At 42.3% G+C, this 26135-nt stretch carries 24 protein-coding genes; 16 read left to right on the forward strand and 8 right to left on the reverse strand.

The genetic code is table 11. The features are described from left to right. The first annotated feature begins 38 nt into the window (after positions 1-38). From kduI to MHI08_RS16445, 5 genes are all read left to right on the forward strand, one after another. Entirely contained in the window at positions 39-866 is an 828-nt protein-coding gene (gene kduI / locus MHI08_RS16425; RefSeq protein WP_342499784.1) for a 5-dehydro-4-deoxy-D-glucuronate isomerase, read from the forward strand. 8 nt (positions 867-874) lie between these two features. Next, positions 875-1645 (forward strand): 2-dehydro-3-deoxy-D-gluconate 5-dehydrogenase KduD, encoded by a 771-nt coding sequence (gene kduD / locus MHI08_RS16430; protein WP_041108082.1) that lies wholly within the window; start codon positions 875-877, stop codon positions 1643-1645. A 103-nt stretch (positions 1646-1748) separates the two neighbouring features. Continuing rightward, complete coding sequence (locus MHI08_RS16435) at positions 1749-3215, forward strand: spore germination protein (RefSeq protein WP_041108083.1); 1467 nt, start codon at positions 1749-1751, stop codon at positions 3213-3215. A gap of 3 nt (positions 3216-3218) precedes the next feature. Beyond that, positions 3219-4319 (forward strand): GerAB/ArcD/ProY family transporter, encoded by a 1101-nt coding sequence (locus MHI08_RS16440; RefSeq protein WP_041087953.1) that lies wholly within the window; start codon positions 3219-3221, stop codon positions 4317-4319. Next, complete coding sequence (locus tag MHI08_RS16445) at positions 4316-5461, forward strand: Ger(x)C family spore germination protein (protein WP_041087951.1); 1146 nt, start codon at positions 4316-4318, stop codon at positions 5459-5461. The genes MHI08_RS16440 and MHI08_RS16445 overlap by 4 nt, the downstream gene beginning before the upstream one ends. 13 nt (positions 5462-5474) lie before the next feature. Here the strand turns inward: MHI08_RS16445 and MHI08_RS16450 are convergent, their stop codons facing one another. Next, the gene (locus MHI08_RS16450) at positions 5475-6872 is read right to left on the reverse strand and encodes a bifunctional glycosyltransferase family 2 protein/class I SAM-dependent methyltransferase (protein WP_342499785.1); all 1398 of its coding nucleotides are present in this window, start codon (positions 6870-6872) and stop codon (positions 5475-5477) included. A gap of 136 nt (positions 6873-7008) precedes the next feature. Then, positions 7009-8373, reverse strand: coding sequence for a sugar porter family MFS transporter (locus MHI08_RS16455; RefSeq protein ID WP_212051224.1), 1365 nt, complete (start codon positions 8371-8373; stop codon positions 7009-7011). 258 nt (positions 8374-8631) lie between these two features. Here MHI08_RS16455 and MHI08_RS16460 point away from each other — a divergent pair, with 258 nt between their 5' ends. Beyond that, on the forward strand, positions 8632-9597 hold the full coding sequence (locus tag MHI08_RS16460) for an LCP family protein (protein ID WP_025093927.1): 966 nt from the start codon (positions 8632-8634) through the stop codon (positions 9595-9597). Positions 9598-9958: 361 nt separating this feature from the next. Then, complete coding sequence (locus MHI08_RS16465; RefSeq protein WP_185853896.1) at positions 9959-10840, forward strand: Cof-type HAD-IIB family hydrolase; 882 nt, start codon at positions 9959-9961, stop codon at positions 10838-10840. Positions 10841-10896: 56 nt separating this feature from the next. Here MHI08_RS16465 and MHI08_RS16470 read toward each other — a convergent pair whose 3' ends face one another. The 5 genes from MHI08_RS16470 to pgsB all read right to left on the reverse strand — a co-directional run bounded on the left by MHI08_RS16470 (position 10897) and on the right by pgsB (position 15227). Beyond that, on the reverse strand, positions 10897-12120 hold the full coding sequence (locus MHI08_RS16470; RefSeq protein WP_073207659.1) for a C40 family peptidase: 1224 nt from the start codon (positions 12118-12120) through the stop codon (positions 10897-10899). Between the two features lie 108 nt (positions 12121-12228). Next, positions 12229-12399, reverse strand: a complete 171-nt coding sequence (locus MHI08_RS16475) for a hypothetical protein (RefSeq protein ID WP_087976066.1) — start codon at positions 12397-12399, stop codon at positions 12229-12231. Then, entirely contained in the window at positions 12396-13562 is a 1167-nt protein-coding gene (locus tag MHI08_RS16480; protein ID WP_024426300.1) for a CapA family protein, read from the reverse strand. The genes MHI08_RS16475 and MHI08_RS16480 overlap by 4 nt, the downstream gene beginning before the upstream one ends. Positions 13563-13580: 18 nt before the next feature. Further along, positions 13581-14030 (reverse strand): poly-gamma-glutamate biosynthesis protein PgsC, encoded by a 450-nt coding sequence (gene pgsC / locus MHI08_RS16485; protein WP_024426301.1) that lies wholly within the window; start codon positions 14028-14030, stop codon positions 13581-13583. 15 nt (positions 14031-14045) lie between these two features. After that, positions 14046-15227 carry a poly-gamma-glutamate synthase PgsB gene (gene pgsB, locus MHI08_RS16490; protein WP_024423670.1) on the reverse strand — a complete coding sequence of 394 codons (1182 nt, stop codon included), beginning with the start codon at positions 15225-15227 and terminating at the stop codon, positions 14046-14048. 746 nt (positions 15228-15973) lie between these two features. Here pgsB and MHI08_RS16495 point away from each other — a divergent pair. From MHI08_RS16495 to rbsB, 9 genes are all read left to right on the forward strand, one after another. After that, positions 15974-17455 carry a spore germination protein gene (locus tag MHI08_RS16495; protein ID WP_024426302.1) on the forward strand — a complete coding sequence of 494 codons (1482 nt, stop codon included), beginning with the start codon at positions 15974-15976 and terminating at the stop codon, positions 17453-17455. Next, positions 17445-18542 carry a GerAB/ArcD/ProY family transporter gene (locus tag MHI08_RS16500; protein ID WP_212051226.1) on the forward strand — a complete coding sequence of 366 codons (1098 nt, stop codon included), beginning with the start codon at positions 17445-17447 and terminating at the stop codon, positions 18540-18542. Before MHI08_RS16495 ends, MHI08_RS16500 begins: the two co-directional genes overlap by 11 nt. Continuing rightward, positions 18532-19674, forward strand: coding sequence for a Ger(x)C family spore germination protein (locus tag MHI08_RS16505; RefSeq protein ID WP_025093922.1), 1143 nt, complete (start codon positions 18532-18534; stop codon positions 19672-19674). Before MHI08_RS16500 ends, MHI08_RS16505 begins: the two co-directional genes overlap by 11 nt. A 117-nt stretch (positions 19675-19791) precedes the next feature. Next, positions 19792-20778: a LacI family DNA-binding transcriptional regulator gene (locus MHI08_RS16510; protein WP_268422832.1), complete on the forward strand. Its 987-nt coding sequence runs from the start codon at positions 19792-19794 to the stop codon at positions 20776-20778. After that, positions 20775-21653, forward strand: coding sequence for a ribokinase (gene rbsK / locus MHI08_RS16515; RefSeq protein ID WP_342499786.1), 879 nt, complete (start codon positions 20775-20777; stop codon positions 21651-21653). Before MHI08_RS16510 ends, rbsK begins: the two co-directional genes overlap by 4 nt. After that, positions 21650-22042 (forward strand): D-ribose pyranase, encoded by a 393-nt coding sequence (gene rbsD / locus MHI08_RS16520; protein WP_025093920.1) that lies wholly within the window; start codon positions 21650-21652, stop codon positions 22040-22042. Before rbsK ends, rbsD begins: the two co-directional genes overlap by 4 nt. A 15-nt stretch (positions 22043-22057) precedes the next feature. Continuing rightward, entirely contained in the window at positions 22058-23539 is a 1482-nt protein-coding gene (locus MHI08_RS16525; protein WP_056765604.1) for a sugar ABC transporter ATP-binding protein, read from the forward strand. Between the two features lies 1 nt (position 23540). After that, the gene (gene rbsC / locus MHI08_RS16530) at positions 23541-24494 is read left to right on the forward strand and encodes a ribose ABC transporter permease RbsC (RefSeq protein WP_024423678.1); all 954 of its coding nucleotides are present in this window, start codon (positions 23541-23543) and stop codon (positions 24492-24494) included. A gap of 13 nt (positions 24495-24507) precedes the next feature. Further along, a complete protein-coding gene (gene rbsB / locus MHI08_RS16535; RefSeq protein WP_024423679.1) occupies positions 24508-25425 on the forward strand; it encodes a ribose ABC transporter substrate-binding protein RbsB in 918 nt (305 codons plus the stop codon). Between the two features lie 36 nt (positions 25426-25461). Here the strand turns inward: rbsB and MHI08_RS16540 are convergent, their stop codons facing one another. After that, positions 25462-26079 (reverse strand): flavin reductase family protein, encoded by a 618-nt coding sequence (locus MHI08_RS16540; protein ID WP_024423680.1) that lies wholly within the window; start codon positions 26077-26079, stop codon positions 25462-25464. Between the last annotated feature and the right edge of the window lie 56 nt (positions 26080-26135).

Genomic DNA, 26135 nt, shown 5'->3' on the forward strand with positions numbered 1-26135 from the left:
TCAATATTTGTTTCAGATGGAAAGGGAGGCTTATCCAAATGGAAAATCGTTATGCTGTACATCCTGAGCAGGTCAAACGTTTTACAACAGAGGAACTTCGTCGTCATTTTCATATTCCTACGCTATTTGTCAGTGGTGAATTAAAGCTCTATTACTCACATGAGGACCGCGTGGTGATCGGCGGAGCCATGCCGGCAGCAGAGCCGATCACACTAGATGCTGGGGACTTTTTACGTACGGAGTATTTTCTTGAAAGACGAGAAATCGGGATTGTGAATGTCGGCGGACAAGGAACGGTCACTGTTGATGGTGAGGCCTTTGTGCTGGAGCATAAAGATTTCTTATATATTGGTCTTGGTCACGAAGATGTACAGTTTGCTAGTTCATCATGCGACGAGGCCAAGTTCTATCTAGTTTCAGCCACGGCTCATAGAGCGTACCCTTCGCAAAAAGCAGCCATCGCTGAATTAACACCAAACCACTTAGGGGAAGCAGCTGCCTCCAATGTACGAAACCTGTATCAAGTCATCCATGCAGACGGCATCCAAAGCTGTCAGCTCATGATGGGCATCACTCAGCTTGAAACCAATAACACATGGAACACGATGCCCGCTCATATTCATGATCGCCGGATGGAAGTGTACTTATATCTTGATATCGAAGAGGATGCACGGGTCTTTCATTTTATGGGGGAGCCATCTGAAACAAGACATCTTGTTGTGGCAAATGAGGAGGCAGTCATTTCACCTGCCTGGTCCATTCATTCAGGCTCAGGTACAGCGAATTATTCATTTATTTGGGCAATGGCGGGAGAAAACTATACATTCAAAGATATGGACTTTGTCCCAATGGATCAGCTGAGGTAACGAGGGTGATGACAACTTCATATGCAGCGTCCCTCTTTTCCCTTGAAGGTAAAACTGCCCTTGTGACAGGTCCTGGAACCGGCATTGGGCAAGGCATTGCCGTGGCGCTTGCCAAATCAGGTGCAGATATCATCGGTACGTACCATCACACACCGCTTGAAGAAACAAAGGCGCTTGTCGAACAGGCAGGCCGATCATTTTATGCGGTTCAGGTTGACTTTTCTAATCCTCAGTCTGCAAAGCAGGCTGTCGATGCCATATTAAAGAAGCATACGATTGATATTTTAATCAATAATGCTGGAACCATTAAAAGAGAGCAGGCGGTTCACTATTCAGAGGAAGATTGGCATACAGTCATGGATGTGAATATCAACAGTCTCTTTTTCCTCACGCAAAAGGTTGGACAGCAGATGCTGAAAAACGGGCAAGGGAAAATCGTCAATATCGCCTCCCTTCTATCGTTTCAAGGCGGCGTTTTTGTCCCTGCTTATACAGCAAGTAAGCATGCAGTCGCAGGGCTGACGAAGGCTTTTGCAAACGAATGGGCGAGCCAGCATATTCAAGTGAATGCGATTGCTCCTGGGTATATTGCGACCAATAACACACAAGCCATTCGGGACGATGAAAATCGAAATGAAGAGATTCTCAAACGAATCCCCGCCGGACGCTGGGGAAAGCCTGAGGATCTAGCCGGTGCTGCTGTTTTCCTTAGCTCACCAGCTTCTGATTATATGAACGGCCACATTTTAGCAGTTGATGGGGGCTGGCTTGCGAGATAAATATACGAGAGAATTCCTATTCGGGTATTCTCTTTTTTCTATTTGCATAATTCTCCACCTTCCGAGTCACTCTATAAAAAACATGTGATGAGGGTGAGGTATTATGAAAAGTCGTATTGAACAAGATATAACGTCCGTCATTAAGCGTGTCAAAAGCTTTGCCGGAAGAAGTGATGATATCGTGTTCCACTCTTTTTCATTTGGTCCTTCTACTATTTCTGCATGTCTCGTGTACGTTGAAGGACTCACAGAATTTGAGATGCTTTCTAAGCAAATCATTTCACCAATGCAAAAGGAACTCGACATCACTGAGGTTAGTTCTACTACACTTTCCTCCCTTTCAAAAACGTTCTTTGGCATTCAAAATGATGTGCTGGATGATATAAACCTTGCCATCGAGCAGTTATATAGCGGCAAGGCTATTTTATTTGTAGATGGAGCGGCTCAAGCACTTGCACTCCATACAAATCTTTTTCAATTTAGGGAAGTAGAAGAGCCGCAATCTGAAGTGCTAGTAAGAGGACCACGGATCGGTTTTATTGAAAACCTTGAAAAAAATACAGCTTTACTTCGTGAGCGGGCAAATGACCCTAATCTTGTCATTCAAAAGATCAGTGTGGGCTCCCGTAATAAAAAAAATGCTGCTCTTGTATATGTTCGTGATATTGTTGACCCCAAATTAGTAGAAGATGTTCTATCACGCATGACCGAAATCAAAATGGATGACATCCCAGAAACCGGCTATATTGAACAGCTGATTGAGGACAGTCACATTTCCATTTTTCCGCAGATTCAAAACACTGAACGTCCTGACCGGGTGATTGCATCTGTACTTGAAGGCAAAGTGTCCATTTTGCTGGATGGAACTCCTTTTGCGCTCATTTTACCTATGACACTTACAGCCCTAATGCAATCACCAGAGGATTATTACCAAAGATGGACAAGTGCGACTCTTTTACGGCTCCTCCGTTATTTCGCCGTACTGTTAACAATTTTTTTACCAGGGCTCTACATCGCCCTTGTCTCTTATCATCCCGGCTTATTACCGACACGAATGGCAATCACCATCGCAGGCAGCCGGCAAAATGTTCCATTCCCCCCTGTTGTCGAAGCCATTCTCATGTCTTTTACAATAGAGCTTCTGCGGGAAGCTGGACTACGGCTTCCAAGAGCCATTGGACAGACAATTGGACTCATTGGCGGCGTTATTATTGGTCAGGCAGCTGTCCAAGCCAATATCGTCAGTGCCTTAATGGTGATTATTGTGTCGCTGACCGCACTGGCTGACTTCACGGCACCGTCATATGATTTTAGTTTCCCACTGCGTATTTTGCGGTTTATGGCCATTTTTAGTTCAGCATTGTTTGGATTATACGGTTTAATCATGTGTTATTTATTTGTGCTTTGTCACTTGATGCAGTTAAAGACTTTTGGTTTTGACTATTTCACACCAGTGTTGTCTTCACCGTTTTCAGATTTAAAGGATACGTACGTTCGTTTACCAATCGGGCTATTTAAATCTAGACCAAAAACAGCAAAAATAAAAAATCTCAAAAGACAAGGAGATTAAACGATGTACAGACCTGAAAAGCTATCATTGTTACAAGTCACCATTCTGTGCAGCTCTACAATGATAGGCGCTGGAATTTTAACCATTCCACGCAGTTCTGCCAATTCAGGATTCCCTGATGGCTGGATCATTGTATTAATACAGGGAGTCATCTTTGCTTTCGTTGCTTTTTTGTTGGGGTGGATTGCCGAAAAGAATGCACCAGACACCATCTTTGAGTCAAATACAAAAGGAGCAGGGGCATTCTTTGGCACGATCTTTAATTTAATGCTGATCGCCTATTTACTTGGCATTGTCGGCTTTGAAGCACGTGTCCTTGGGGAAGTGGTTCAGTTTTTCCTACTACAATCGACTCCCATGACCGTGATTGTGATGATATTTTTACTTGTGGCGATCTATCATTTAAAAAGCGGTATCCTTCCAGTCGTCAAAATGGTGACCTATATTTATCCGATCACAATGGTCATTTACATAGCGCTCATGCTGTTTTGTTTAAAAATATTTGATTTTGATTATTTGCGCCCTGTGATGGCGCATGGTTTTAAAGATTTTAGTAACCTGTTCTCTCAAACCTTTATTCAATTTACAGGGTTTGAAGTGATTTTGTTTGTCGTGCCACTCATTTATAAAGACAAGTGGTCGAAGGCGAAATGGGCTGCTGCCATTGGAGTTGGCATTACAACCCTCGTTTACTCACTCACACTTTTTATTGTAATCGGCTCCATGACAGTAGGAGAAACAAAATCTCTCACTTGGCCGACGGTTTCCCTCATTCAAGCGCTTGAACTTGAAGGGGTGTTTATCGAACGATTTGATATATTCTTACTGACAATTTGGACGTGCCAGCAGTTCATTTGTATGCTGGGCTTTTTCCAGTTTGCGATTAAAGGCTGCTTCACCGTTTTTAAAACAACCAATATAACAAGACTGCTATGGCTGCTATTTTTAATTACATCAGCACTCTCACTTTTCCCTAAAAATATCAATGAAGTCTTTTACTACTCTACTTTACTCGGCTACGCATTGTTCGCGGTATTAGCCATTCCTTTTATTACAGCTATCCTGCTGATGATACGCAAAAAATGGGGAGGTCGTTCTACATGAAAGCCAGGCGTATACTGTTATTCTTTTTTTCCTGCTGTCTTTTTCTTCTATCAGCTGGCTGCTGGGACTTAAAGGATATTGAAAAACTATCGTTTGTACGCGGTGTTGGCATTGATGAACAAGATGAGAATGGAGTTAAGCTAACCTACCAAAACCTTGTACCAAAAATAAGCGGAACACAAGAAGCCGATTCTCCTGGCTATGTGAATGTTGTCTCGAAGGGAAAGAATGTGCTTGAGGCTGTCAGTAATGTCGCTTTGAAGGACCCGCCGATCTATAGTGATCACCTGAAAATCTTCTTGTTTGGCAGAAATCAAGCGGAGCATCACGATATTCAAGGAACACTTAATCATTTTATTCGAGATGATGAGGTTCGGCGCAGCAGCTATCTCCTCGTGTCACGAGATGATGCGTCAAAAGTGGTCAATCAAAAGTTAAAGTCTCAACAGAAGGTACCGGTTGAGCATATCTTTGAAACATCCAAAAACCAAAGCTTTAACGGAAAGATCGCACCGCCAACACGTATTGGCCGGGCGTCTGATTACTTTCAGATGGGTGTTAGCTTCCTTGTGCAAAGTGTAGATGTGATCGACAGTGAAATTATTTATGATGGGGCAGGAATCATAAATGGGAAAACGCGAAAGCTGATTGGTTTTATCCCAGCAAAAGATGTCCAATCTTTAAACTGGGTAATGGGCCGTATCACTGGCGGCGTCGTACCTGCCACCTACAAAGGTTATCCGATAACGTATGAAATAAAAAAAGCTAAAACGAAGGTTGAGCCCTATCTGAAAGATGGAAAGGTATCCTTTAAAATTAGCGTACAAACAAATGGAAAATTGTCTGAGGATCAAAATCCTCCTGAAAACTCATTCGATGAGCAGTACATCAAACGATTTGAGCGTATCTTTGCACATAAAATTAAAGAACATATTCAAAAAGCGGTTCATCATGTGCAAAAAGAAGTGGGAGTTGATCCTATATTTTTTAACCAACAGTTCCGTATGAAATATCCTGACTATTGGGATCAGCATGGTACCGAGTGGGATAGACTATTCCAAGAAGCAGCCATCGATTACGATGTAAAAGTCAGCATCTTGAACTTTGGAGCAGAAGGCGCAACAAAAAGCTTCAAATGGTAATGCCAAAAGGCGGTTATCCCAATGAGAGGCCGCCTTTTTTACGTACGACAATGAGAAGCTGATACAAAGTCACTTGGTCAGATAACGCTTTTGTTTCAAATCCAAGTGACGCCCCTATCCTTGCTACTTCGTCAAAAAACAATTGGACGTTTTGATTAATCTGTACATTGATTCGCTGTTCGATCACGCGTTCAAACAATTGGTCTGGGAAAAGCTTACGCATCGTGTTTGGTGTGAAGAACCGCATATGGGTTCGGTCTAAAATTCCTACATCTTGATACGTAAAGTCCCCTGTCATCAAAGGAAGAAGCACCTCTGCATGCATCATGTTAGGCAGGCAGCAGATGATGACACCGCCTGGCTTTAAAGATGCGTGCGCTTGCTCAATGATGTGCCAAGGATCTGAAACATGCTCTAAAACATCTGAAAAAATGACCGCATCAAAAAAGGCCTCTTTCTCTGACCATGGGTATTTATCCGCATGTGCCTCGATGACTTCTTCATAATACGCCTTTGCGACCGCTGCTTTTAATGAATCCGCCTCTACCCCGTACATGTCAACAGACTGACGATTCATTAGTTCAAGCCCGGTTGCCCCTGCGCCGCACCCAACATCCAGCACGTGTGTAGCGTCCTCAGGGAGTAATTCCGCAAAATAAGGATGAGGGGTGATCAAATTTAGATCTATGCCCCACTTATCTAAAAATCGAAGTCTGTTCTCAGTAAACAGTGTAGAGATGTTCGTTTCTTGATTGGCATTGAAGGTAGCATGACCATGATGATGCACAAAGGAATCATGCACAATTTGCAGCTGATACCCTTTCAGTAATGAACGTAAGCATAAATCGTCATCCTCAAATGATCCATATACGAACCGCTCATCAAATAACCCCACATCCTCGATCATCTTTCTTTTCACGAGCAAGCAAAACCCCACAAGCCGGTGCACATAAGTTCTCTGCCCTTTTCTCTTAGACGTATACTCTTTAGCAAAGGCTAGGAGCTCCTTCACATCTGTATATGATGGCTGGACCATCTGAGGGCCGCTCACATAATTGGAGACTGGCCCCACCATCCCAATCTGTTCTGATGCGAATAACGCCTCTTTTAATGGAGAAAGCCAATTTTCCGTCACGATCGTATCATTATTTAAAAAGAGAATGCTATCTCCTGAAGCTTTTTTTGCCCCTTGATTACATCCTTTTGCAAAACCTTGATTCTCTTCATTATTAATGAAAATCACATCTTCCAGCTCTCTTACATATTCCTTCGTGCCGTCAGTTGATGCATTATCGACGATGATGAGTTCATATTGGTCACTATTCGTATGCTGTTTAATGCTATCGATACATGTTTTCGTCAAATGCAGTTCATTGTACGTCAGCATGACAATGCTTGTTTTCCCTTTCATCTCATTTCCACCTTTCTCCCGCCTGTTCCATATGTATGTGATAGGCAGCACGTTCAGAAGATGAGGGAATGTCCTTTCTTGATTAAACGTTTGTTTAACATAGAAAAACCAGCTGCACACGGCAGCTGGCCATTGTTCATACCGTTTTTCCTTCGCCACTTGCGACGGCACGATTTCTCTTTTTTAAATCTTCTTCAATTTCTTCAAGACTTTTCCCCTTCGTTTCGGTCACCAAGTATTTCACAAATAAGAAGGCGCCTACGCCAATGACCGCATAGATGAGGAAAAGATTACTGATACCAATCGCGCTTAATAAAGCTGGGAATGTCAGCGAGATGATTAAATTTCCTGTATGAAGAAGGAAGGTCGAGACACCTGTACCGATTCCCCTGACATGTACTGGGAACAGCTCTGGGAGCATCACCCAAACGACTGGCCCCCAGCTGACAGCAAAGATGACGATAAAGAGACCTAAACAAATAACGGTTGTCCATCCTGCAGCTGTTGATCCTTCAAAAAATCGGTTGACCACTGACAGAACAATTAAACTAAGGACCATTCCTGCATTCCCAAATAGAAGCAGCGCTTTACGCCCTACACGGTCAATGATTTTAATGGCAACAAACGTCATGATGACATTCACTGCACCAATTCCGACAGTTCCTAAAATCGCTGCTGAATTCCCAAAGCCAACACTTGTGAATGTTTTAGGTGCATAGTAAATGATCGTATTTGTACCGATAAACTGCTGCAGAAAGGCTAGGCCGACACCGGCAATCAATGCTGGGCGTACCCACGGCTCAAATAATTCCTTAAAACCGCCTTTCTCTTCACTTTCCGCCTTTTGAATATCTGAAATTTCTTCTTCCACTTCTTGCTGACCTTTTCTGAGTTTAGATAATATCTCCTTCGCATGGTCAGCCTGTCCGTGGACAAACAGCCAGCGGGGACTTTCTGGCATAAACAAAATCCCGAATAATAATAGAACAGAAGGAACAACCGCAATTCCAAGCATCAAGCGCCATGCCTCTGCATCCGCTAAAGCGTAGTTCACAATATAGGCAAGAAGAATACCAAATGTGATCATGAGCTGGTTTAAAGAGGACAGTGCCCCTCGTGATTCCTTTGGCGCAAGTTCAGATAAATATAATGGAACAATCGTTGTCGAGCACCCGACAGCGAGCCCTAGCACAATTCGGAATAAGACCATCACTTCTGTATTCGGTGCAAGAGCTGTACCAAATCCGCCGATAATAAACAAAATAGCTGCGGCGATGATGGCTTTTTTCCGCCCAAATTGGTCTGTCAGCTTTCCAGAAAGAGAGGAACCGAGCATCGCCCCGATTAAAATCGAGCTGACGACAAGCCCCTCTGTAAACGCATTTAACCCTAAATCCTCTTTCATAAATAAGATGGCGCCAGAGATGACACCTGTATCATAGCCATATAAAGCACCGCCAAGGGCGCCGAAGAAATAAAGCCATCCATTCCGATTTTTCATATACATAACCCCACTTTTGTCTCTGTACTCTTATGAAAAGTCATTTTCCTCACTTCCTGTCATTTCAAACATTTCGATGTTTTATGACAAATATATTTCATTTGTGTATCTTTGAAACTTTTTACGAGAAGAAAACGTCAATTAAGCGTTAGTGAAAAAAATGTCGCACTATATCCCGTTTTAAGGTATATTTGTTTTAGTTTGTAAGCAGAAAGAAGGACATCTTTACTATAAAATCATAGCGAGGGTTTAAAATATATGGATCAATCACGAAGTAAACGCAAAGGAAAAAAGCGTTTAAAACCATGGGTGAAAGTCACTCTTTTTATTATTAGTATTCTTTTACTGACAACTGCTTCAGTCACAGGCTATGCCTACTATAAAATAACAAATGCTGCCAAAAAGGCTCAAGTATCTCTTGATCGCGGCGCACAATCTGTGAAACGGATTGAAGCATTCGATCCAGGAAAAGACAGCTTTTCTGTCTTGCTGCTTGGAATTGACAGCAGACCGGGCGAAACAGTGAAACAAGCACGAAGTGACGCAATGGTTTTGGCAACCATTAACCGCACAAATAAAACCGTTAAATTATTAAGCATTCCTAGGGACTCATACGTTAATATTCCAGGCCACGGTTTTGATAAAATTACTCACGCACACGCATTTGGCGGTGCAGATTTAACAGTGAGCACAGTTGAAGATTTACTAGATATTCCGGTCGATTTTGTCATCCAAAGTAATTTCGTAGCGTTTAAAGAAATCGTCAACGAATTAAACGGTGTTCCTATTAACATCAAGGATGAGTATCTTGTGAAACAGATTAAAAAGGATACAAAAGGCAAGGTTGTGCTTCAAACTGGAACTCATACACTAGATGGTGATCAAGCGCTCGCATATGTGAGAACGAGAAAAGCAGATAGTGACTTAATGCGTGGGCAGCGACAAATGGAAGTGTTAAAAGCCATTTTTGATAAATCAAAATCATTAACGTCTATTCCGTCATACGACAATATCATTGATACACTCGGTGATAATGTGTCAACCACCCTTTCTATGAAGGAGTTAGTCGGTCTTTTCCCGCTTCTGACTTCATTGAAATCGGTTGATACCATTCAGCTTAAAGGATCTGATTACCAGCCAAACGGCGTTTATTATTTCCAATTGGATCAAAACCAGCTGAACGAAGTGAAAACTGAATTGAAGAAGCAGCTTGAATTATCATAAATAAAAGCGTCCCTAAGGGGCGCTTTTAGATTGTTGACAAAGGGCTAAAATGATCTTGATTTTAGCCCTTTGTCTTCTTTTCAGCGTGATAGAAAACCTTTGCAATCTAGGAAGGGCGAGCACCGGAACAGAGCGAATTTGAGATTCGTGAGTACCGGAGCGCAGACCTGACACGGAGTGCGAGGGTTTGTCTACACGCTGGAAGCGTCCCTAAGGGGCGCTTTTTCTTATTTCCTTGATCATTCACTCATTTTTGTTTAGCCTTGATAGAGAGGAATCAACCTTCCTTTTTTATGAGAATGAAGAAAATCGTACATACTTTGAAGAGGCTATTGCATGAATGAAGGAGGATTTGACAGCGATGAAAAAAATGATTGCGATTGATTTAGACGGTACACTCTTAAATACAAAAAGTGAAATATCCGCTCAAAACCGTGAGGCATTGATTCGTGCAAAGGAAGCTGGATATATTGTGACCATCTGTACAGGGCGGGCAACTTTTGATGTAAAGGAGCTGCTTGGTGATTTGGACATCCCCATTATTGCGGCAAACGGCGGGACTGTCCATACAGAAGGATACGAGCTCTTCAGCCGAATCACACTGGATCAAGAAGCAGGCAAGCGGGCTGCAAAGGCATTAGTGGAACGAAACATTTACTTTGAAGTCTATACAGATGATGCTCTCCTCTCTCCTTTTGATGGAAAAGAGAAGCTGAAAGCAGAATTTGATCTGATCAAAAGCGCAAACCCAAATGAGGATCTCGCTGATCTATGGGAAGGAGCCATGACGCAATTTAAACAATTTGGCATCAAACCAGTGGATGATATCCGTGAGATTTTTGAGTCGAACGAACCGACCTATAAATTACTCTGCTTCTCTTTTGATATGAACAAACTGAACGAAGCACGAAATCTTCTGGCAGACATGCCTGGGCTTTCATTGACCTCGTCTGGAAAACATATTATTGAGGTGCTGCCAAAAGAGTCTGGAAAAGGACATGCCCTGAAAAAGCTCGCAGCCCATTATGGTGTAGACCGCTCACATATTTATGCAATTGGTGACAGCCCAAACGACCTTTCTATGTTTGAAGAAGCAGGCCACCGCATTGCAATGGGGAATGCTGTTGATGTCATTAAAGAAAAGAGCACCTTCATCACAAAAGGAAATCATGAAGACGGTGTCGCTTATTTTATTGATCTTCTTTTACAAAATCAATTCCATGAAAAAAAGACGCTTGTCTGATCAGCGCCTAGAGAGAAGTCCAGAAGTCCGATACAAGTATTGATCGGGCTTTTTCTTTATTTTTTGATTCTAACAGCCGTTTCATATTTGTCCTTCCAGTACGTACTTGTTTTCATATTGGTTAAGACAACACCGTTTGAGACAGTCACATGAATGACTTGATTGGATCCTGCATATATCGCCGGCATCAATGATGTTCCGCTGAAGAAGACAAGATCTCCCGGCTGAAGCTCAGAACGTTTCACAGGTGTACCTGCTTTAACTTGACCTGATGCGTAGCGGGGCAGCTCAATGCCAAGCACTTTTTGATACACGTACTGCGTGAACCCTGCTGTATCAAATCCTTCCTTTGGGTTCGTACCGCCTTTGACATAAGGGACTTCACCAATATACGTAGCGGCTTTTGATACGATAGGGTCCTCTTTCGCAAGCTCCAGATCTGTTAACCGCTTCGCACCTGTCCATTTTTCGCGCCAATACGATTCAGACAAATAAGAAATTGTCACACTTTCAGAACGGCTCGCATGAATAAAGCGGTCGCCTCCAATATACATACCTACATGAGAAATTCCGGGCTTATATGTGTTGCTAAAAAAGACAAAATCCCCAGGGCGGATATTGTCTAATGCCACTTTTTCTCCAACTATCCACTGCTGTTCAGCACTTCGAGGTAAATAAATCCCAAGCGATTTTTCAAATAAATACTGTAAAAATCCTGAGCAGTCAAATCCAGTCTTTGGATCTGCTCCTCCAAATTCATAAGGAATTCCTAAATAGGTCAGCGCATCTTTCACAAGAGGGTCATCAGAAATTTCTTGCGTGCCGGGCAGGCGTTTGACCGCATAAAATCGGTCTGTCCAATATTTGCTTTTGCTGACATCCGTTTTCACCACACCTTGACTAAGCGTGATGTGGATGACCTGATTGTTCCCAGCGTACAACGCCACATGTGTTGGGATATCCTTTGTTTCTTCAAGGCTTCGGAAATACACAAGGTCACCGGGCTGCGCTTTATCCCATGATACCTTTTTTCCAATCTGATATTGGTCGATTACCTTCCGCGGCAAATCAAATGTTTCGGATGTCTTGTACACATATTGAATAAACCCAGATGCATCAAAGCCCGTTTTTGGATCGGTTCCTCCTTTATGATAAGGTGTTCCAATCAGCTTTTCCGCTTGCTCCAAAAGAGATGGTGTTTGAGCAGATACCGCTGATTGAGACATGAACATCAGCCCAACAAGCGCACACCCTCCTATCAATATTCCTTTCCATTTCATGATCTTTTCCCTCCAATCTTCTATAGTTTCGGCATGACACCTTTCATTTTACACCCTTTTTCGACAAAAAAAGAGCACGCGATGTGCGTGCCCTTTATCCTTTTTAGGTTATTTACCTGCTTCCGCTTTTGACTGCTTTTGCTGTTCAATTTTCTGCATTTCAACCGAAATCTTTTGTTTTTCGTGATCTGTCAGACTGTCACTAAATTTAAAAGCAGACATAAAGACAAAGACTAAAATTAACGCAACAAACGGCCAGCTTGCTTTTAGGAATTTCATTTCTTCTCTTTCCCTCCGTTTTCTTTTAAGTTTTTAACTTTATCAGCGTGATCTACTTCAAAGAAAATGTGTCCGTCTTTTTCTTTCCAATCTGCATTCGTTCCATTGGTCAGCATACGGATAATGGCTTTTGATTCTAGAGATCCTGCTTTTACTGGAGCAGGTGTTGCTTCTTTGATGTACATTGGGACAACTTCAAATGTCGCTTTTCCATCTTCATTCAGATGATACTGAACAAGTGCAGAATCACGTGTTCTTGACCAGCCTTGGTCAAAAATAAAGTTGCCTAGGCTATAGAAAATCGCTGTTCCGTTATAGACTTCCATTGGTTCAAGGACGTGCGGATGAGCACCGATAATGATATCAGCTCCGGCCTTAGACATCGCTCTTGCCAATTCTCTTTGTCTGTCGTTTACTTCATTGTTGTACTCCTGTCCCCAGTGAGCATGAACAACGACGAGATCTGCCTTTTCAGCAGCCTGCGAAATCATCGGAATAAAGATAGATGGATCGGCTGGCAGAATACCCGCCTGGCGATTCGTTGCTTTGAAATCTTTCCCATACACATCTGTAAAACCAAGTGTAGCAATTTTGACACCATTTACTTCTTTATACGAAATGTTCTGCTTCGCATCTTGGAGGTTACGGCCTGCACCTGTATAATCCATACCATTTTGTTCAAAGGCATTGATCGTGTTGTTCAGCCCTTTTTCACCATAGTCTGCCGCATGGTTATTCGCAAAGTTTAAGACAGAGAAATTTAAATCCTTCAACGCTTGGACAGAATCTTCATCTGTTTTTAAATGAATATTCTTTTGGGCTGCCTGTTCCTTATCTGATGCGACGGGATGCTCAAAGTTACCTGTCACATAATCTGACACATCAAAATATGGCTTGGCATAACGAAAGAGATGCTCTTTTCCATAGCGTTCTGTTACTTTCTCTACGTTTCTTCCAAACATAATGTCACCGACAAACGAAGCGGTCAGGATGTTTTCTGGATTCTTTTGTACAGTTGGCACTTGTGCTTTCCCGATAAACGTAAATAGAAATGTACAAGCAATGACGATCGGTAAAGCAATGAGTACGTGTTTATTCGTCTTTTTCTTTTGATTCTTTGTGATTTTCAGCAGCTTTTCCTGAAAGCTCAATTTTTTATTCATCATTGGACACACCTTATCTTAAAATAGATAGTAAACATACATGATGGCAAATGTTGCACCACTTAGAAGTAACGTGCTTCCAAGGGTAATCGTAAGACCTTGCTTTTGAATCGTATTTGCAATCAATCCAGGGACGATGATTCCGATTCCGCGGAATTCTGCTATTTCAAATGGGACCACTGGATAGAAGAAATCAAATATCAGCTTTAAGGCAATCCCTGTAATCAGCATCGCAGCAAACTTTCTGCGTCCGTATAAAATCATGAATTTTGATAAGCCAAAGCGAACGATCACATACGTAAGCAAGCTGACAGATAAGACGATTAAAATGAAGACTGGCTGGTTAAATACGAGTGCCAGATAACCCGGGACAACAAGTCCAGCTGGTACGATTCCTGTTTTTTCTGCAAAGATTAAACTAAGTAGAACACCTAAAATTAACGAGATATAAAGATCTGATCCGAACATTTTCTATATTTCCTCCTAGCTGACAAGCTGCTTAATTTTGTATTCTTGAATTTTTTCGATTAACGGTTCAGCGGCACCATGGATATTGCCGACTCCATAAACCACTCGATTATGAAGCTTTTTCTCAAGCATATTCATAATTTCTTCTGTAGATTGATATTCAAGGTTGTGTAAGTGGTCAGCCGGAATTTTCCCTTCCTCATATGCCTTCACAATTGGATCAGTTGTTTCACCAATTAAGACAAGATCACTTGCTTCAATATATGGAAGTACATCCTCCGCAAACTGGATCGTTCTATCTACCCGATCTGCACGGCAGTTCATAATAATAATCGGTTCATCTGTTGGATATCCAATTTCTTTCACACGCTTCCAAATGTTCAATGTAGATGCTGCGTCATTTGCCGCAAATCCATTTACAAAGTGTCCAGGTGTTTTCGCGTCCATTAATGGGAGAATTCTCATCGCTCCTGGATCAGGCGGCGCATTTAACATTCCTCTGAATGCCGTATCTTCATCAATCCCTAATGCTTGGGCAACCCCAAGTGCAAGTGAAGCATTATCTGGGAAAACCATGTACTCAAATTTCCGCAAAAACTCATCAGAAATCTTGGAATTATCCGCAACAATGACTTCTGTGTTGCGTTTTTTCGCAATCTCTTTAAAGAAATCTGTATATTCACTATCCGTAATAACCAAGTGTCCATTGTAAGGAATTGTCGCTGTAAAGGCTTCTGCTATTTCATCAAGTGTCGGCCCCATAACGTCCATATGGTCTTCAAGAACGTTTACGATCACGCCAATATTTGCTTGAAGCAGCTCTTCCTGAAAGATAATTTGGTAATCTGGATTTACCGCCATACATTCACTGACGATGGCATTTGCTCCTCTTTCAACTGTTTCTCTCATAACTTCTTTCTGCTCTCCGATATTCGGTCCTTGCGGTTTCCTTTTAATCGGTTTCTCCTCTGGCGTATCCCAATAAATCATTCTTGCATCCGTTCCCGTTGTTTTACCGACAGTTTTATAACCTGCCTCCATTAAGATACCGGTTGTCAATCTTGTGACGGTAGACTTTCCGCGAATACCATTAATATTGACGCGCACCGGCAGGGCATCGATATTTTTCTGATGACGCTTCTTTTCAATAAAGCCAATCCCTAACATGATGACACAGGCTATAACGATTAACCACATCGCTATCTACATCTCCTTTTTTTATGAGTGTGATATGTAAATTCAATCAACAGTATATCTGTTCAGCATAAAATCACAATCGGTATTATGTAACATAATCTTTCACTTCCTCGTATGCCAAATTCCTCTAATCAGAAGGCTTTTTTGCCTACCCATCCTTTAAATGAAAAGGCCAAAAGGCGGACAAAAATCAATCTGAATTTCTGCTGAATTCATGAGAAAGCGTTACCATCAATGATCCGAAAATCTTTTGTCCTTTTCTCCCTAAATTTTTTGACAATTATTAAGATGTATTTTGAATCAATGTTTTAAAGCCCGCTCTTCTCTATAACATCAGTCATATCAGCGCTTTAAATGAATAGTGCGTGTTTTAGAATATTTTATATTTTTGAACGAACAGGTTAGAAAGTCATTCTCATTGGTCAGATTGCTATGTGTTGGCCTATGACAAAGGTCACCTCTAAAAAAATCAAGTCATCTGCTTATTTTTAGGTCACGAAAAATTGGGATAAGATGTAAAATTTTGATCATTTAGGTGTACCTTCTCTTTACGAGATTCGCACCTTATGACCTAAACAATGAAACATTATTCATTTGTTTTTATCAAGATTCATCATTTCTTAACATTTTTAATGTGAATTTAGTTGAAAGTTGTCAGCTTATGGCATGCTTTCCCCAAAGGAGACGAATAAAATCCGCTTCTCCGCTTACACTATGGGTAAAAAATCTGTGAGAGGAGGCTAAAGATGCCAAACACCAATGAGCAGACACGCCTGCATTTTTTATCAGGCAGCTTCGAGGAAAAAATCCGTATCCTAAAAAAAACATTTCAGCAAAGCGGCGATTTTGAATATCGAGAGTTAATGGTGAATGAAACAAAATCTGTGCTGTTCTTTATTAAAACAAGAATTGATGAAGGCAAATTAAATGATTTCATTATCGGTAACTTATTAGGCTCTCCTGGAAAGCAGAATTATATAAAGTCTCTTAGCACACTTGAAACAGGCGACTTGACGCTGATCACAGACAGTATTATTGCGGGAAGTATTGCCTTTCTTGATGAAAACTCCTCGCAAATCAAGCTGTTTGCTGTCGGACAGCCGCCGCTGCGCTCTATTACTGAACCGTCTTCTGAAAGTATTATCGCGGGTGCACATGATGGTTTTGTTGAAAGTCTTGATACCAATATCTACTTACTGCGTTCGCATTTAAATGATCGGAAGCTTGCCATTCAATATCATAAGGTCGGTACAAAATCGGAAACAAAGCTTGCAACGGTTTATATATCTGATATTGCCAATCAAGAAAAGGTCGAAGAAGTCAACAGACGGATTTCTTCTATTAAAGTAGACACACTGATAAGTCCTGGCTCTATCGTTGAGGCAATTGAGGAAGATTCATATTCTATTTTCCCGCAGCTGATTGATACAGAACGTCCGGACAAGGTAAGATCTGCAATTCTTGAAGGCAGAATAGTCGTACTCATGGATGGCAGTCCAATGGCCATTATTCTGCCTATCACGTTCTTTAGTTTTTTTCAGTCGCCAGATGATTATAACAGCCGCTGGATTCCTGCTACGTTTATTCGTATTCTTCGTTATCTTGCCTGCATCATCGCAGTCATATTGCCATCTTTTTATATTGCTGTTATTGCGTTTCATTATGAGGTTGTCCCAGATGAACTAGCTATTACGATGAAGAACTCTATTATTGGCATTCCCTTTCCTCCATTGATTGAGGCTATGCTGATGGAGATCACAATTGAACTTATACGTGAGGCTGGGGTGCGTCTGCCTAAACCTATCGGGCAGACCATTGGCATCGTAGGAGGTTTGGTTATTGGGGATGCGGTTGTACAAGCAGGACTTATTTCGAATGTCCAAGTGATTGTAGTCGCTGTGACGGCTGTCGCTTCATTTGTACTTCCGTCGTTTGAAATGACGTCCACCATCAGGATGCTTCGTTTCCCGCTCATGTTTATGGCATCGATGTTTGGATTTATTGGCATTTCATTTGGGCTCGCCATTATTCTCATGAATTTATGCCGCCTAGAATCACTAGGGGTGCCATATTTATCACCTGTTGCTCCATTTAACTGGCAGGACTTAAAAGATACTGTGGTTCGACTCCCAATGTGGATGTACAAAAACCGCCCTGTTTATTTAAATCCGCAAAAGAACAAACAAATTGAACAACTGAGAGGGTGGAAAAAGAAAAATGAAAAATAAAATATCTCCACCTCAAGCTGTTTTTTTTATCATCCAATCTCAAATTGGTGTTGGTATTTTAGCGCTCCCCCATTTGCTAATGAAAGACATGGGACACGATGGCTGGATGGCAATAATTGTCGCGTGTTTTTTTATCCAAATCATCAATACCATTTTTCTTTATATCATTTACAAGTATCCAGAAACGTCATTTTTCCAAGCGCTGATTGAGGTCTTTGGAAAATGGATTGGACGCGCCTTGGTCGTGCTCTATACGGTATACTTTGCCTCGGTCTGCATCGTAGTCCTTTCTATATTCACAAGGATTCTTGGCATATGGGTGCTCCCGCTCACACCAAACTGGGTGATTAACCTATTACTGATGATATGCATTATCTATATCTCAAAGGAGCAAATTACAGCCATTGTCAGGTTTAACTTTATCTTAACTCCCTTTTTGCTTATGCTCTCTCTATTGATGTTCTATTCATTGAAAGGAACCAATATTGATTACCTTCTGCCTTTTTTCCAAACAGATATTTCTCAATTTCAGCTTGGATTGAAGGACGTGGTGCTGTCATTGAATGGATTTGAGATGATTTTAATCATCTCTCCACTGATGAAGGGCACCATTAAGGAACGATATAAAGTGATGACCATTTCAAATATATGCACGACGCTTTACTACCTATTTATTACATTAATTTGTTTTATGTTTTTCAGCCCAGCTGAGCTTGATGTTATCCCGAATCCTGTTTTGTATCTATTAAAAACCATTACATTCGGTGTCATTGAGCGCACGGATTTAATTTTTCTAAGCTTTTGGGTCTTTGTCATTTTAGCCACACTGAGTAATTATCTGTACTTTTGTGCAAATGGTGTGTCCAGTATGCTGAAGAAAAAAAATCACAAAAAATATGTCTACTATTTTGCCATTTTGATTTATGCTGCAAGCTGTTTTCTTTCAACTGATAACTTTAGAATTCAGCGCTTCAATGACTTTACTACCGCTGCACAATATTCATTTATATACACACTTCCGATCATGATGGCCGTTATCATCTTTATCAAACACCGCAAAAAGAAGGTGAAATCACATGCATCATAGGTACATGTTGACACTGCTTATGTGTGTTTCCCTCATTTTCATGCCTGGCTGCTGGGATCAAAACCTATTAAAAGACATCTCGCTCGTATTAACTTCAGCTGTTGATCAAGGAGAGGATGACAATGCGAGATATTCGATTACCTATCGAAAGGTGCAGCAGTCTCAAAGTATGCAGCAAGGGAATTCTGGCAGCTATTTAACCACTGTTCTCACAACCGATGCGCCTACTTTAAGAAAAGCAAGAAGCAACTTTAGCCGAAGTGTAGACCAAAAAATTGATATGTCGAAAATGAGGGTCCTGCTGATCGGTGATGAATTTGCCCAAAACCGGCTGCTCCCTTACTTAGATATGTTTTATCGCGATCCCAAAAGCCCTTTGCTCGCAAACTTGGCAGTGGTGCAAGGCGGGAGTTGTGTGGACTTAATCAATTCTCTGCTCAAGGAAAAACTCATTGTGAGCGACTATTTAAACAACCTGATCACTTCTGCATCACGCTCCTCACAAGTTGCACCTAAGAACATTCAAAATATCCGGTCCAAAATGCTGCAAACCGGCGAGGATTTCACACTGCCATTACTCTACTACGATAAATCAAAAAAGTTAACGAGTGTAAGGGGGGTCGCCTTATTTGATAATGAGAAAATGAAAGGAGAACTTTATGCGCAAGATGCCATTCTGCTCACCATCATGGATGGAAAAATGGGCAGTTATGCAAACTTCACAAAAAAAGTAAGAAGTGATATGAAATCAAAGGAGAACAATTACATCAGCATTCAAGTTACCGATACAAAAAGAGACATTAAAATCGTCAATCCTGATCATCGAAACGTAACCTTCTCTCTTGAGTTTGAATTCAATACCTCTGTTATTGAATATCCGAAAGATAATTTAGATACAGACAAGAAAATTAAAATGTTAAATAAAAGGCTGTCAGCTATTTTGACTAAAGACGCCGAAAGAGTTATTGCGGCCCTGCAAGAAGCAAATTCTGACGTCCTAAGCCTTGGCAGAAAATATCGGGTAAAACACTATGATGAATATATGAAAATGAACTGGGTCACCGATTATCCGAAGGTGAAAATCATTCCAAAAGTGAAAGTGAACATTACACAAACAGGTATTATTAGTTAAGAAAAGGAAGAAGCCTTCTTTCTTTTCTTTTTTTATTTTTTTTAGATTGTCATTTCGATGCTTTCGTGATAATCTATGTGTGTAAACGGTTACACATTCATGAAGGGAGGCTCTCCATTGGCTACAATTAAAGATGTCGCAAAAGCTGCACAAGTGTCTGTTGCCACTGTTTCACGCGTGCTCAATGATACTGGATATGTTCATTCTGATACGAAAACCCGCGTGACGCAAGCGATGCAGGAGTTGAACTACTTTCCCAATGAAGTGGCTAGATCCCTTTTCAAAAGAGAATCACGCTTAATCGGCTTAATCTTGCCTGATATCACAAACCCCTTCTTTCCTCAGCTTGCTAGAGGCGTTGAGGATGAGATTCATGCGCACGGTTTTCGGTTATTATTCGGAAACAGTGATGAAGATCGAGAGAAAGAAATGGCATACTTGCAAACCTTTAAACAAAATCAAGTGGTCGGTGTCATCGCGGTCACAAATGAACCTGAATCAGATATATACAATGATGATGATCTGCCTGTTGTGTTTTTAGATCGAACGGTTCCACATGCACCTTCTGTTTTTGCAGATGCTACAGCTGGCGGGAAAATGGCGGCAATGGAATTAATCAGACGCGGCAGCCGGCAGATCACACTGTTAAAAGGACCTGCCCATCTGCAAACAGCGCGGCAGCGATTCAAAGGCGCACTCGATGTTCTCACGGAAACAGGTGTCGACTTTCATGTGATGTCTAATGCTTCCTTTTCCTTTCAAGAAGCTCGAAAAAGTGCCAAGGCCCTTTTCCAGCTGTACCCTGAAACAGATGGGATCATTGCCAGCAATGATATCGTCGCAACAGCGGTCATCCATGAAGCGCTTCGAATCGGAAAAGCGATTCCAGGAGACGTTCAAATCATTGGATTTGATGATATTCCGCAAAGTGAGCTGCTCTTTCCTTCCTTATCGACCATAAGGCAGCCGGCCTATGAGATGGGAAAAGAAGCAGCACAGCTGTTAATCAAAGCGATTCAGAAACAACCGATAGATCAACCAGTTATTCAAATGCCCGTTTCTTTTATTGAACGAGAGACCACAAGAAAGGTGGATTCACAATGAGACATATTGTTGTAGTAGGAAGCTGTTCAATGGATTTAGTCGTCACATCAGATAAACGGCCAAATGCCGGTGAAACGGTTTTAGGCGAATCGTTTAAAACGGTCCCAGGCGGGAAAGGTGCCAATCAGGCAGTCGCAAGCGCCAGACTCGGTGCAGATGTATATATGGTAGGCCGAGTTGGTGATGACGCTTATGGCCATGATATTCTCAGCAATTTACAAGCACAAGGTGTCCGTACCTCATATATGAAACCGGTTACCGAAATGGAGAGCGGCACAGCTCATATCATTTTAGCAGAAGGTGATAACAGCATTGTTGTGGTCAAAGGGGCAAATGACGAGGTCACTCCTGACTATGTAAGTGATGCTCTTTCTACAATTGATGATATTGGGATGGTTCTCATCCAGCAGGAAATACCTGAAGAAACGGTCGAAGCGGTCTGCGCCATTTGCAGTGAAAAAGAAATCCCTGTCATATTAAACCCTGCACCAGCCCGTAAAGTATCGAATCAGGTTTTAGATCAGGCTGCTTACATTACACCGAATGAACATGAAGCTGTTCTGATGTTTGATGGTCTGCCAATTGAAGATGCCTTGCGTCAATACCCTAACAAATTATTAATCACAGAAGGAAAAAATGGGGTTCGATATTTTGATGGAACGAAAGACGTGTTGGTTCCAGGCGTTCCTGTCAAAGCAGTCGATACAACAGGAGCTGGCGATACCTTTAACGGAGCGTTGGCTGTCGCTCTAACAGAAGGCAAATCCCTCTATGACGCACTTGCCTTTGCCAACCTTGCAGCATCAATGTCCGTCACAAAGTTTGGCGCACAAGGCGGCATGCCAACAAGAGAAGAATTGGAGAAAAAGAAATGAAAAAAAACGGCATCCTAAACAGCCATATCGCCAAGGTGCTTGCTGATCTTGGCCACACAGATACAATCGTCATCGCAGACTGTGGTCTCCCTATCCCAGAAGGTCCAGTCAAAATCGACCTGGCATTATCAATCGGAACACCATCCTTTCAGGAGGTCACCTCCCTCCTTCTTCAGGAAATGGCCGTTGAAAACATCACTGTAGCTAGTGAAATCAAAGAAGCCAATGAACGAGATCATTTATTTCTTAAGAAAGCGCTCTCAAAACCGTTACATGAAGTAGACCACGAGACGTTCAAAGACATGACCAAACAGGCAAAAGCAGTCATTCGAACGGGTGAAGCCACCCCATACGCAAACTGCATTCTTCATGCCGGTGTCATCTTTTAAAAGGAGGATCCAGATATGAACATAGAGATGCATAACATCCATAAGGCTTTTGGAAAAAACACCGTTCTCTCCGGGGTCTCCTTTGACCTCGTCACAGGTGAAGTCCACGCACTCATGGGTGAAAATGGTGCGGGAAAATCAACTTTAATGAATCTGCTTACAGGTCTTTATTCTTTAGATCAAGGAACGATACAAATCGACGGAAAAGAAACCGCTTTCAAAAATCCGAAGGAAGCGGAGCAGCACGGCATCGCCTTCATTCATCAGGAGCTCAACATATGGCCGGATATGACCGTCTTGGAGAACCTATTCATCGGGAAAGAAATCTATACGAAACTCGGACTGCTAGATACTAAAAAAATGAAGACCCTCGCCCAAACGCAGCTGGACCGTTTGTCTGTGAATCTCTCACTTGAACAAGAGGCAGGCAGCTGTTCTGTTGGACAAAAACAGATGATTGAGATTGCAAAAGCATTAATGACCGATGCAAAGGTCATCATCATGGATGAGCCGACAGCAGCTCTTACGGAACGGGAAATCGAGAAGCTCTTCCAGGTCATTGAATCTCTCAAAAAAGAAGGCGTTTCCATAGTCTATATTTCTCACCGTATGGAGGAAATCTTTGCAATCTGTGACCGGATTACGATCATGCGTGATGGGAAAACGGTCGATACGAAAGCCATACCTGAAACGAATTTCCATGAAGTCGTCAAAAAAATGGTCGGCCGTGAATTGACAGATCGATATCCTGAGCGAACGCCTTCTACAGGAGACATTGTCCTTGAGGTGAAACAAGCAACGAGAAAAGGACAATTTCAAGATATCAGCTTCTCAGTTAAAGCTGGAGAAATCGTTGGTGTTGCAGGCTTAATGGGTGCTGGCCGGACCGAAATGATGCGGTCGCTGTTTGGTCTTGATCCTCTTGATCAAGGAGAAATATGGGTTCATGGAAAAAAGGCTGTTATTAAAAAACCAAGTGATGCCGTCAAGCTCGGCATCGGCTTTATCACAGAGGATCGCAAGGATGAAGGATTGATGCTTGATGCATCCATCCGAGAAAACATCGGTCTGCCAAACTTAAAAAGCTTCTCTCCAAAGGGACTGATTGATAAGAAAACAGAACAGGATTTTGTCGACCTTCTCATCAAACGACTGACGATTAAAACGGCTTCCTCTGACATCTCTGCCCGAAGCCTGTCTGGTGGAAATCAGCAAAAAGTCGTCATCGCCAAATGGATCGGCATACAGCCGAAGGTCTTGATTTTAGATGAACCGACACGCGGAGTCGACGTCGGAGCGAAACGAGAAATCTATCAGTTAATGAATGAGCTGACCGATCGAGGCGTTGCCATTTTAATGGTCTCCTCTGAACTCCCAGAGATACTCGGGATGAGCGACCGGGTGCTCGTCATTCATGAAGGAACCATCAGCGGAGAATTAGACAAAGCAGAAGCAACGCAGGAACGAATTATGACACTAGCTACAGGAGGGAAGTAACATGAAACCACTTACTTCAAATGGACGATTTGATCACATCATGCAAAAGCTTGGGCCATTCTTAGGACTCATCATCCTTGTCGCCATTGTTTCTATTTTAAACCCAGCCTTTTTAGAGCCATTAAACATTTTAAACTTACTGAGACAAATCTCCATTAATGCCCTCATTGCCTTTGGCATGACGTTTGTTATTTTAACTGGAGGTATTGATTTATCAGTCGGTGCTATTCTTGCACTGTCCAGTGCCCTGACTGCCGGCTTTATCGTTTCTGGCATGGATCCGATTTTAGCCATTATCGTCGGGTGTATCATCGGTGCCGTTCTTGGGATGATCAACGGTCTTTTAATCACAAAAGGCAAGATGGCTCCATTTATCGCAACGCTTGCCACGATGACAATTTTCAGAGGTTTGACACTCGTTTATACAGACGGAAACCCGATTACTGGGCTTGGCTCTAACTATGCCTTTCAGTTATTCGGCCGCGGATATTTCTTAGGCATTCCTGTTCCAGCGATTACGATGCTTCTCACCTTTATCGTACTTTGGGTACTGCTTCATAAAACACCTTTCGGCAGAAGAACATATGCCATCGGCGGGAATGAAAAAGCGGCTCTCATCTCAGGAATCAAAGTACCACGCGTGAAAATTATGATCTATTCATTAGCAGGCTTCATGTCTGCCTTAGCAGGTGCGATCTTAACATCTCGCCTAAATTCAGCGCAGCCAACAGCTGGTACGTCCTATGAGCTTGATGCCATTGCTGCCGTCGTACTTGGCGGGACAAGCCTGTCCGGCGGAAGAGGACGAATTGTCGGCACACTCATCGGGGTGCTCATTATCGGTGTCCTGAACAATGGTATGAACTTACTTGGCGTTTCATCATTCTATCAATCTGTTGTGAAAGGGATTGTCATCTTGATTGCAGTCCTATTAGACAGAAAGAAATCTGCTTAAGGAGGCAGCCGCTATGAAAAAATATCTTATTCTCATCCTGACTCTCTCATTGTTCATGCTTTCTGCCTGCTCACTTGAACCGCCGGAGTGGGCCAAGTCATCAAAGGATGGCAAGAAAAAGGACATCAAAATTGGGCTGTCGATCTCGACGTTAAATAACCCATTCTTCGTTTCTCTGAAAAACGGTGTGACAAAAGAAGCGAAAAAGCTAGGCATTGAAGTCGTGATTGCAGATGCACAAAATGATTCAGCTAAACAAACAAGTGATGTTGAAGACCTTATTCAGCAAGGCGTCGACGCATTGCTCATCAACCCAGCGGATTCATCTGCCATATCAACCGCTGTCGAATCAGCAAACGCTTCTGATATACCTGTCATCACATTAGACCGCTCAGCCGAAAGTGGAAAGGTAGAAGCACTTGTCGCCTCAGATAACGTCAAAGGCGGAGAAATGGCAGCTAAATTTATCATTGACAAGGTTGGCAAAGGAGCAAAAGTCGCTGAATTAGAAGGCGTACCAGGCGCTTCCGCTACACGTGAGCGTGGAAAAGGATTCCATCAAATAGCGGATAAAGATCTAAAAGTGACAGCAAAACAAGCTGCCGACTTCGATCGGACAAAAGGACTGAATGTCATGGAAAACCTCCTTCAAGGAAACCCTGACATCAAAGCCGTTTTTGCCCACAATGATGAAATGGCACTTGGCGCACTAGAAGCGATTCAAAGCTCTGGGAAAGACATTCTTGTCGTTGGCTTTGATGGAAACGAAGATGCACTCAGCTCAATCAAAGCAGGAAAGCTCTCTGCAACAGTCGCGCAGCAGCCAGAGCTGATCGGTCAACTGGCAGTCGGTGCTGCAAACGACGTATTAAAAGGGAAAAAGGTACAAAAGAACATCGCAGCTCCACTCAAACTAGAACAGAAGAAATAAACAGAAAACCCCCGATTTCCCTCGGGGGTTTTCCTATTACTGTGGTCTTTTCAGCACAAATGACGTGCCTAAATGGGCATAATCATTACCTGCTAGGCGAGCAACTGGTTTCAGTTCATTAGTAGAAACATAGCCTTTTTCTGCATCATAAACACCCTCATCTAAATGTGCACATACAACCCGGCCAATGATATGATCAACTGTGATCTCCCCTTCATCATTTTGAAAGGTCAGATGTTTTTCCAGCTGACATTCAAAACGAATGCGCGCTTCCTTGATTCCCGGCACTGAAATGACATGACTCTCTACTTGATGAAGTCCGGTGCGATCCAGCTCACTCTCTTCCCGAGGCAATGTAGCAGCTGTTTCATTAATATCTTCTATCATGTCTTCATCACTCACATGGACGACAAACTCTTCCCTGTCAATGATATGCTGCGCAGTATCTTTCATCTGACCATCACGTCGTCCGATAGAAACCGCAATGAGCGGCGGGTGTCCGCTGATGACATTAAAGAAACTAAATGGTGCGGCATTGACAACATCTTCTTTAGACAGACTTGTAATAAACGCTATCGGTCTTGGAACGATAGAACCAGATAATAATTTATATGCCTCTTTTCGTGACAGCTGATCCATTTGCAATGTAATCAATTCAGGTACGCCTCCTTTTCATGTAACGACATCATACCATAACCCGTTCCCTATAC

This window comes from Bacillus sp. FSL M7-0791 (assembly GCF_038627085.1).
GTDB lineage: Bacteria > Bacillota > Bacilli > Bacillales > Bacillaceae > Bacillus > Bacillus safensis.

Excerpts from the sequence above, each read along its gene's own strand:
- rbsC (WP_024423678.1), top strand. The coding sequence starts at position 23,541 with ATGAAACCACTTACTTCAAATGGACGATTTGATCACATCATGCAAAAG.
- MHI08_RS16495 (WP_024426302.1), top strand. The coding sequence starts at position 15,974 with ATGCCAAACACCAATGAGCAGACACGCCTGCATTTTTTATCAGGCAGC.
- kduI (WP_342499784.1), top strand. The coding sequence starts at position 39 with ATGGAAAATCGTTATGCTGTACATCCTGAGCAGGTCAAACGTTTTACA.
- MHI08_RS16470 (WP_073207659.1), bottom strand. The coding sequence starts at position 12,120 with ATGAAATGGAAAGGAATATTGATAGGAGGGTGTGCGCTTGTTGGGCTG.
- rbsK (WP_342499786.1), top strand. The coding sequence starts at position 20,775 with ATGAGACATATTGTTGTAGTAGGAAGCTGTTCAATGGATTTAGTCGTC.
- MHI08_RS16440 (WP_041087953.1), top strand. The coding sequence starts at position 3,219 with ATGTACAGACCTGAAAAGCTATCATTGTTACAAGTCACCATTCTGTGC.
- kduD (WP_041108082.1), top strand. The coding sequence starts at position 875 with ATGACAACTTCATATGCAGCGTCCCTCTTTTCCCTTGAAGGTAAAACT.
- MHI08_RS16435 (WP_041108083.1), top strand. The coding sequence starts at position 1,749 with ATGAAAAGTCGTATTGAACAAGATATAACGTCCGTCATTAAGCGTGTC.
- MHI08_RS16455 (WP_212051224.1), bottom strand. The coding sequence starts at position 8,373 with ATGAAAAATCGGAATGGATGGCTTTATTTCTTCGGCGCCCTTGGCGGT.
- pgsB (WP_024423670.1), bottom strand. The coding sequence starts at position 15,227 with ATGTGGTTAATCGTTATAGCCTGTGTCATCATGTTAGGGATTGGCTTT.
- MHI08_RS16480 (WP_024426300.1), bottom strand. The coding sequence starts at position 13,562 with ATGAATAAAAAATTGAGCTTTCAGGAAAAGCTGCTGAAAATCACAAAG.
- rbsD (WP_025093920.1), top strand. The coding sequence starts at position 21,650 with ATGAAAAAAAACGGCATCCTAAACAGCCATATCGCCAAGGTGCTTGCT.
- MHI08_RS16465 (WP_185853896.1), top strand. The coding sequence starts at position 9,959 with ATGAAAAAAATGATTGCGATTGATTTAGACGGTACACTCTTAAATACA.
- pgsC (WP_024426301.1), bottom strand. The coding sequence starts at position 14,030 with ATGTTCGGATCAGATCTTTATATCTCGTTAATTTTAGGTGTTCTACTT.
- MHI08_RS16460 (WP_025093927.1), top strand. The coding sequence starts at position 8,632 with ATGGATCAATCACGAAGTAAACGCAAAGGAAAAAAGCGTTTAAAACCA.
- MHI08_RS16525 (WP_056765604.1), top strand. The coding sequence starts at position 22,058 with ATGAACATAGAGATGCATAACATCCATAAGGCTTTTGGAAAAAACACC.
- MHI08_RS16475 (WP_087976066.1), bottom strand. The coding sequence starts at position 12,399 with ATGAAATTCCTAAAAGCAAGCTGGCCGTTTGTTGCGTTAATTTTAGTC.
- MHI08_RS16500 (WP_212051226.1), top strand. The coding sequence starts at position 17,445 with ATGAAAAATAAAATATCTCCACCTCAAGCTGTTTTTTTTATCATCCAA.
- MHI08_RS16450 (WP_342499785.1), bottom strand. The coding sequence starts at position 6,872 with ATGAAAGGGAAAACAAGCATTGTCATGCTGACGTACAATGAACTGCAT.
- MHI08_RS16505 (WP_025093922.1), top strand. The coding sequence starts at position 18,532 with ATGCATCATAGGTACATGTTGACACTGCTTATGTGTGTTTCCCTCATT.
- MHI08_RS16445 (WP_041087951.1), top strand. The coding sequence starts at position 4,316 with ATGAAAGCCAGGCGTATACTGTTATTCTTTTTTTCCTGCTGTCTTTTT.
- rbsB (WP_024423679.1), top strand. The coding sequence starts at position 24,508 with ATGAAAAAATATCTTATTCTCATCCTGACTCTCTCATTGTTCATGCTT.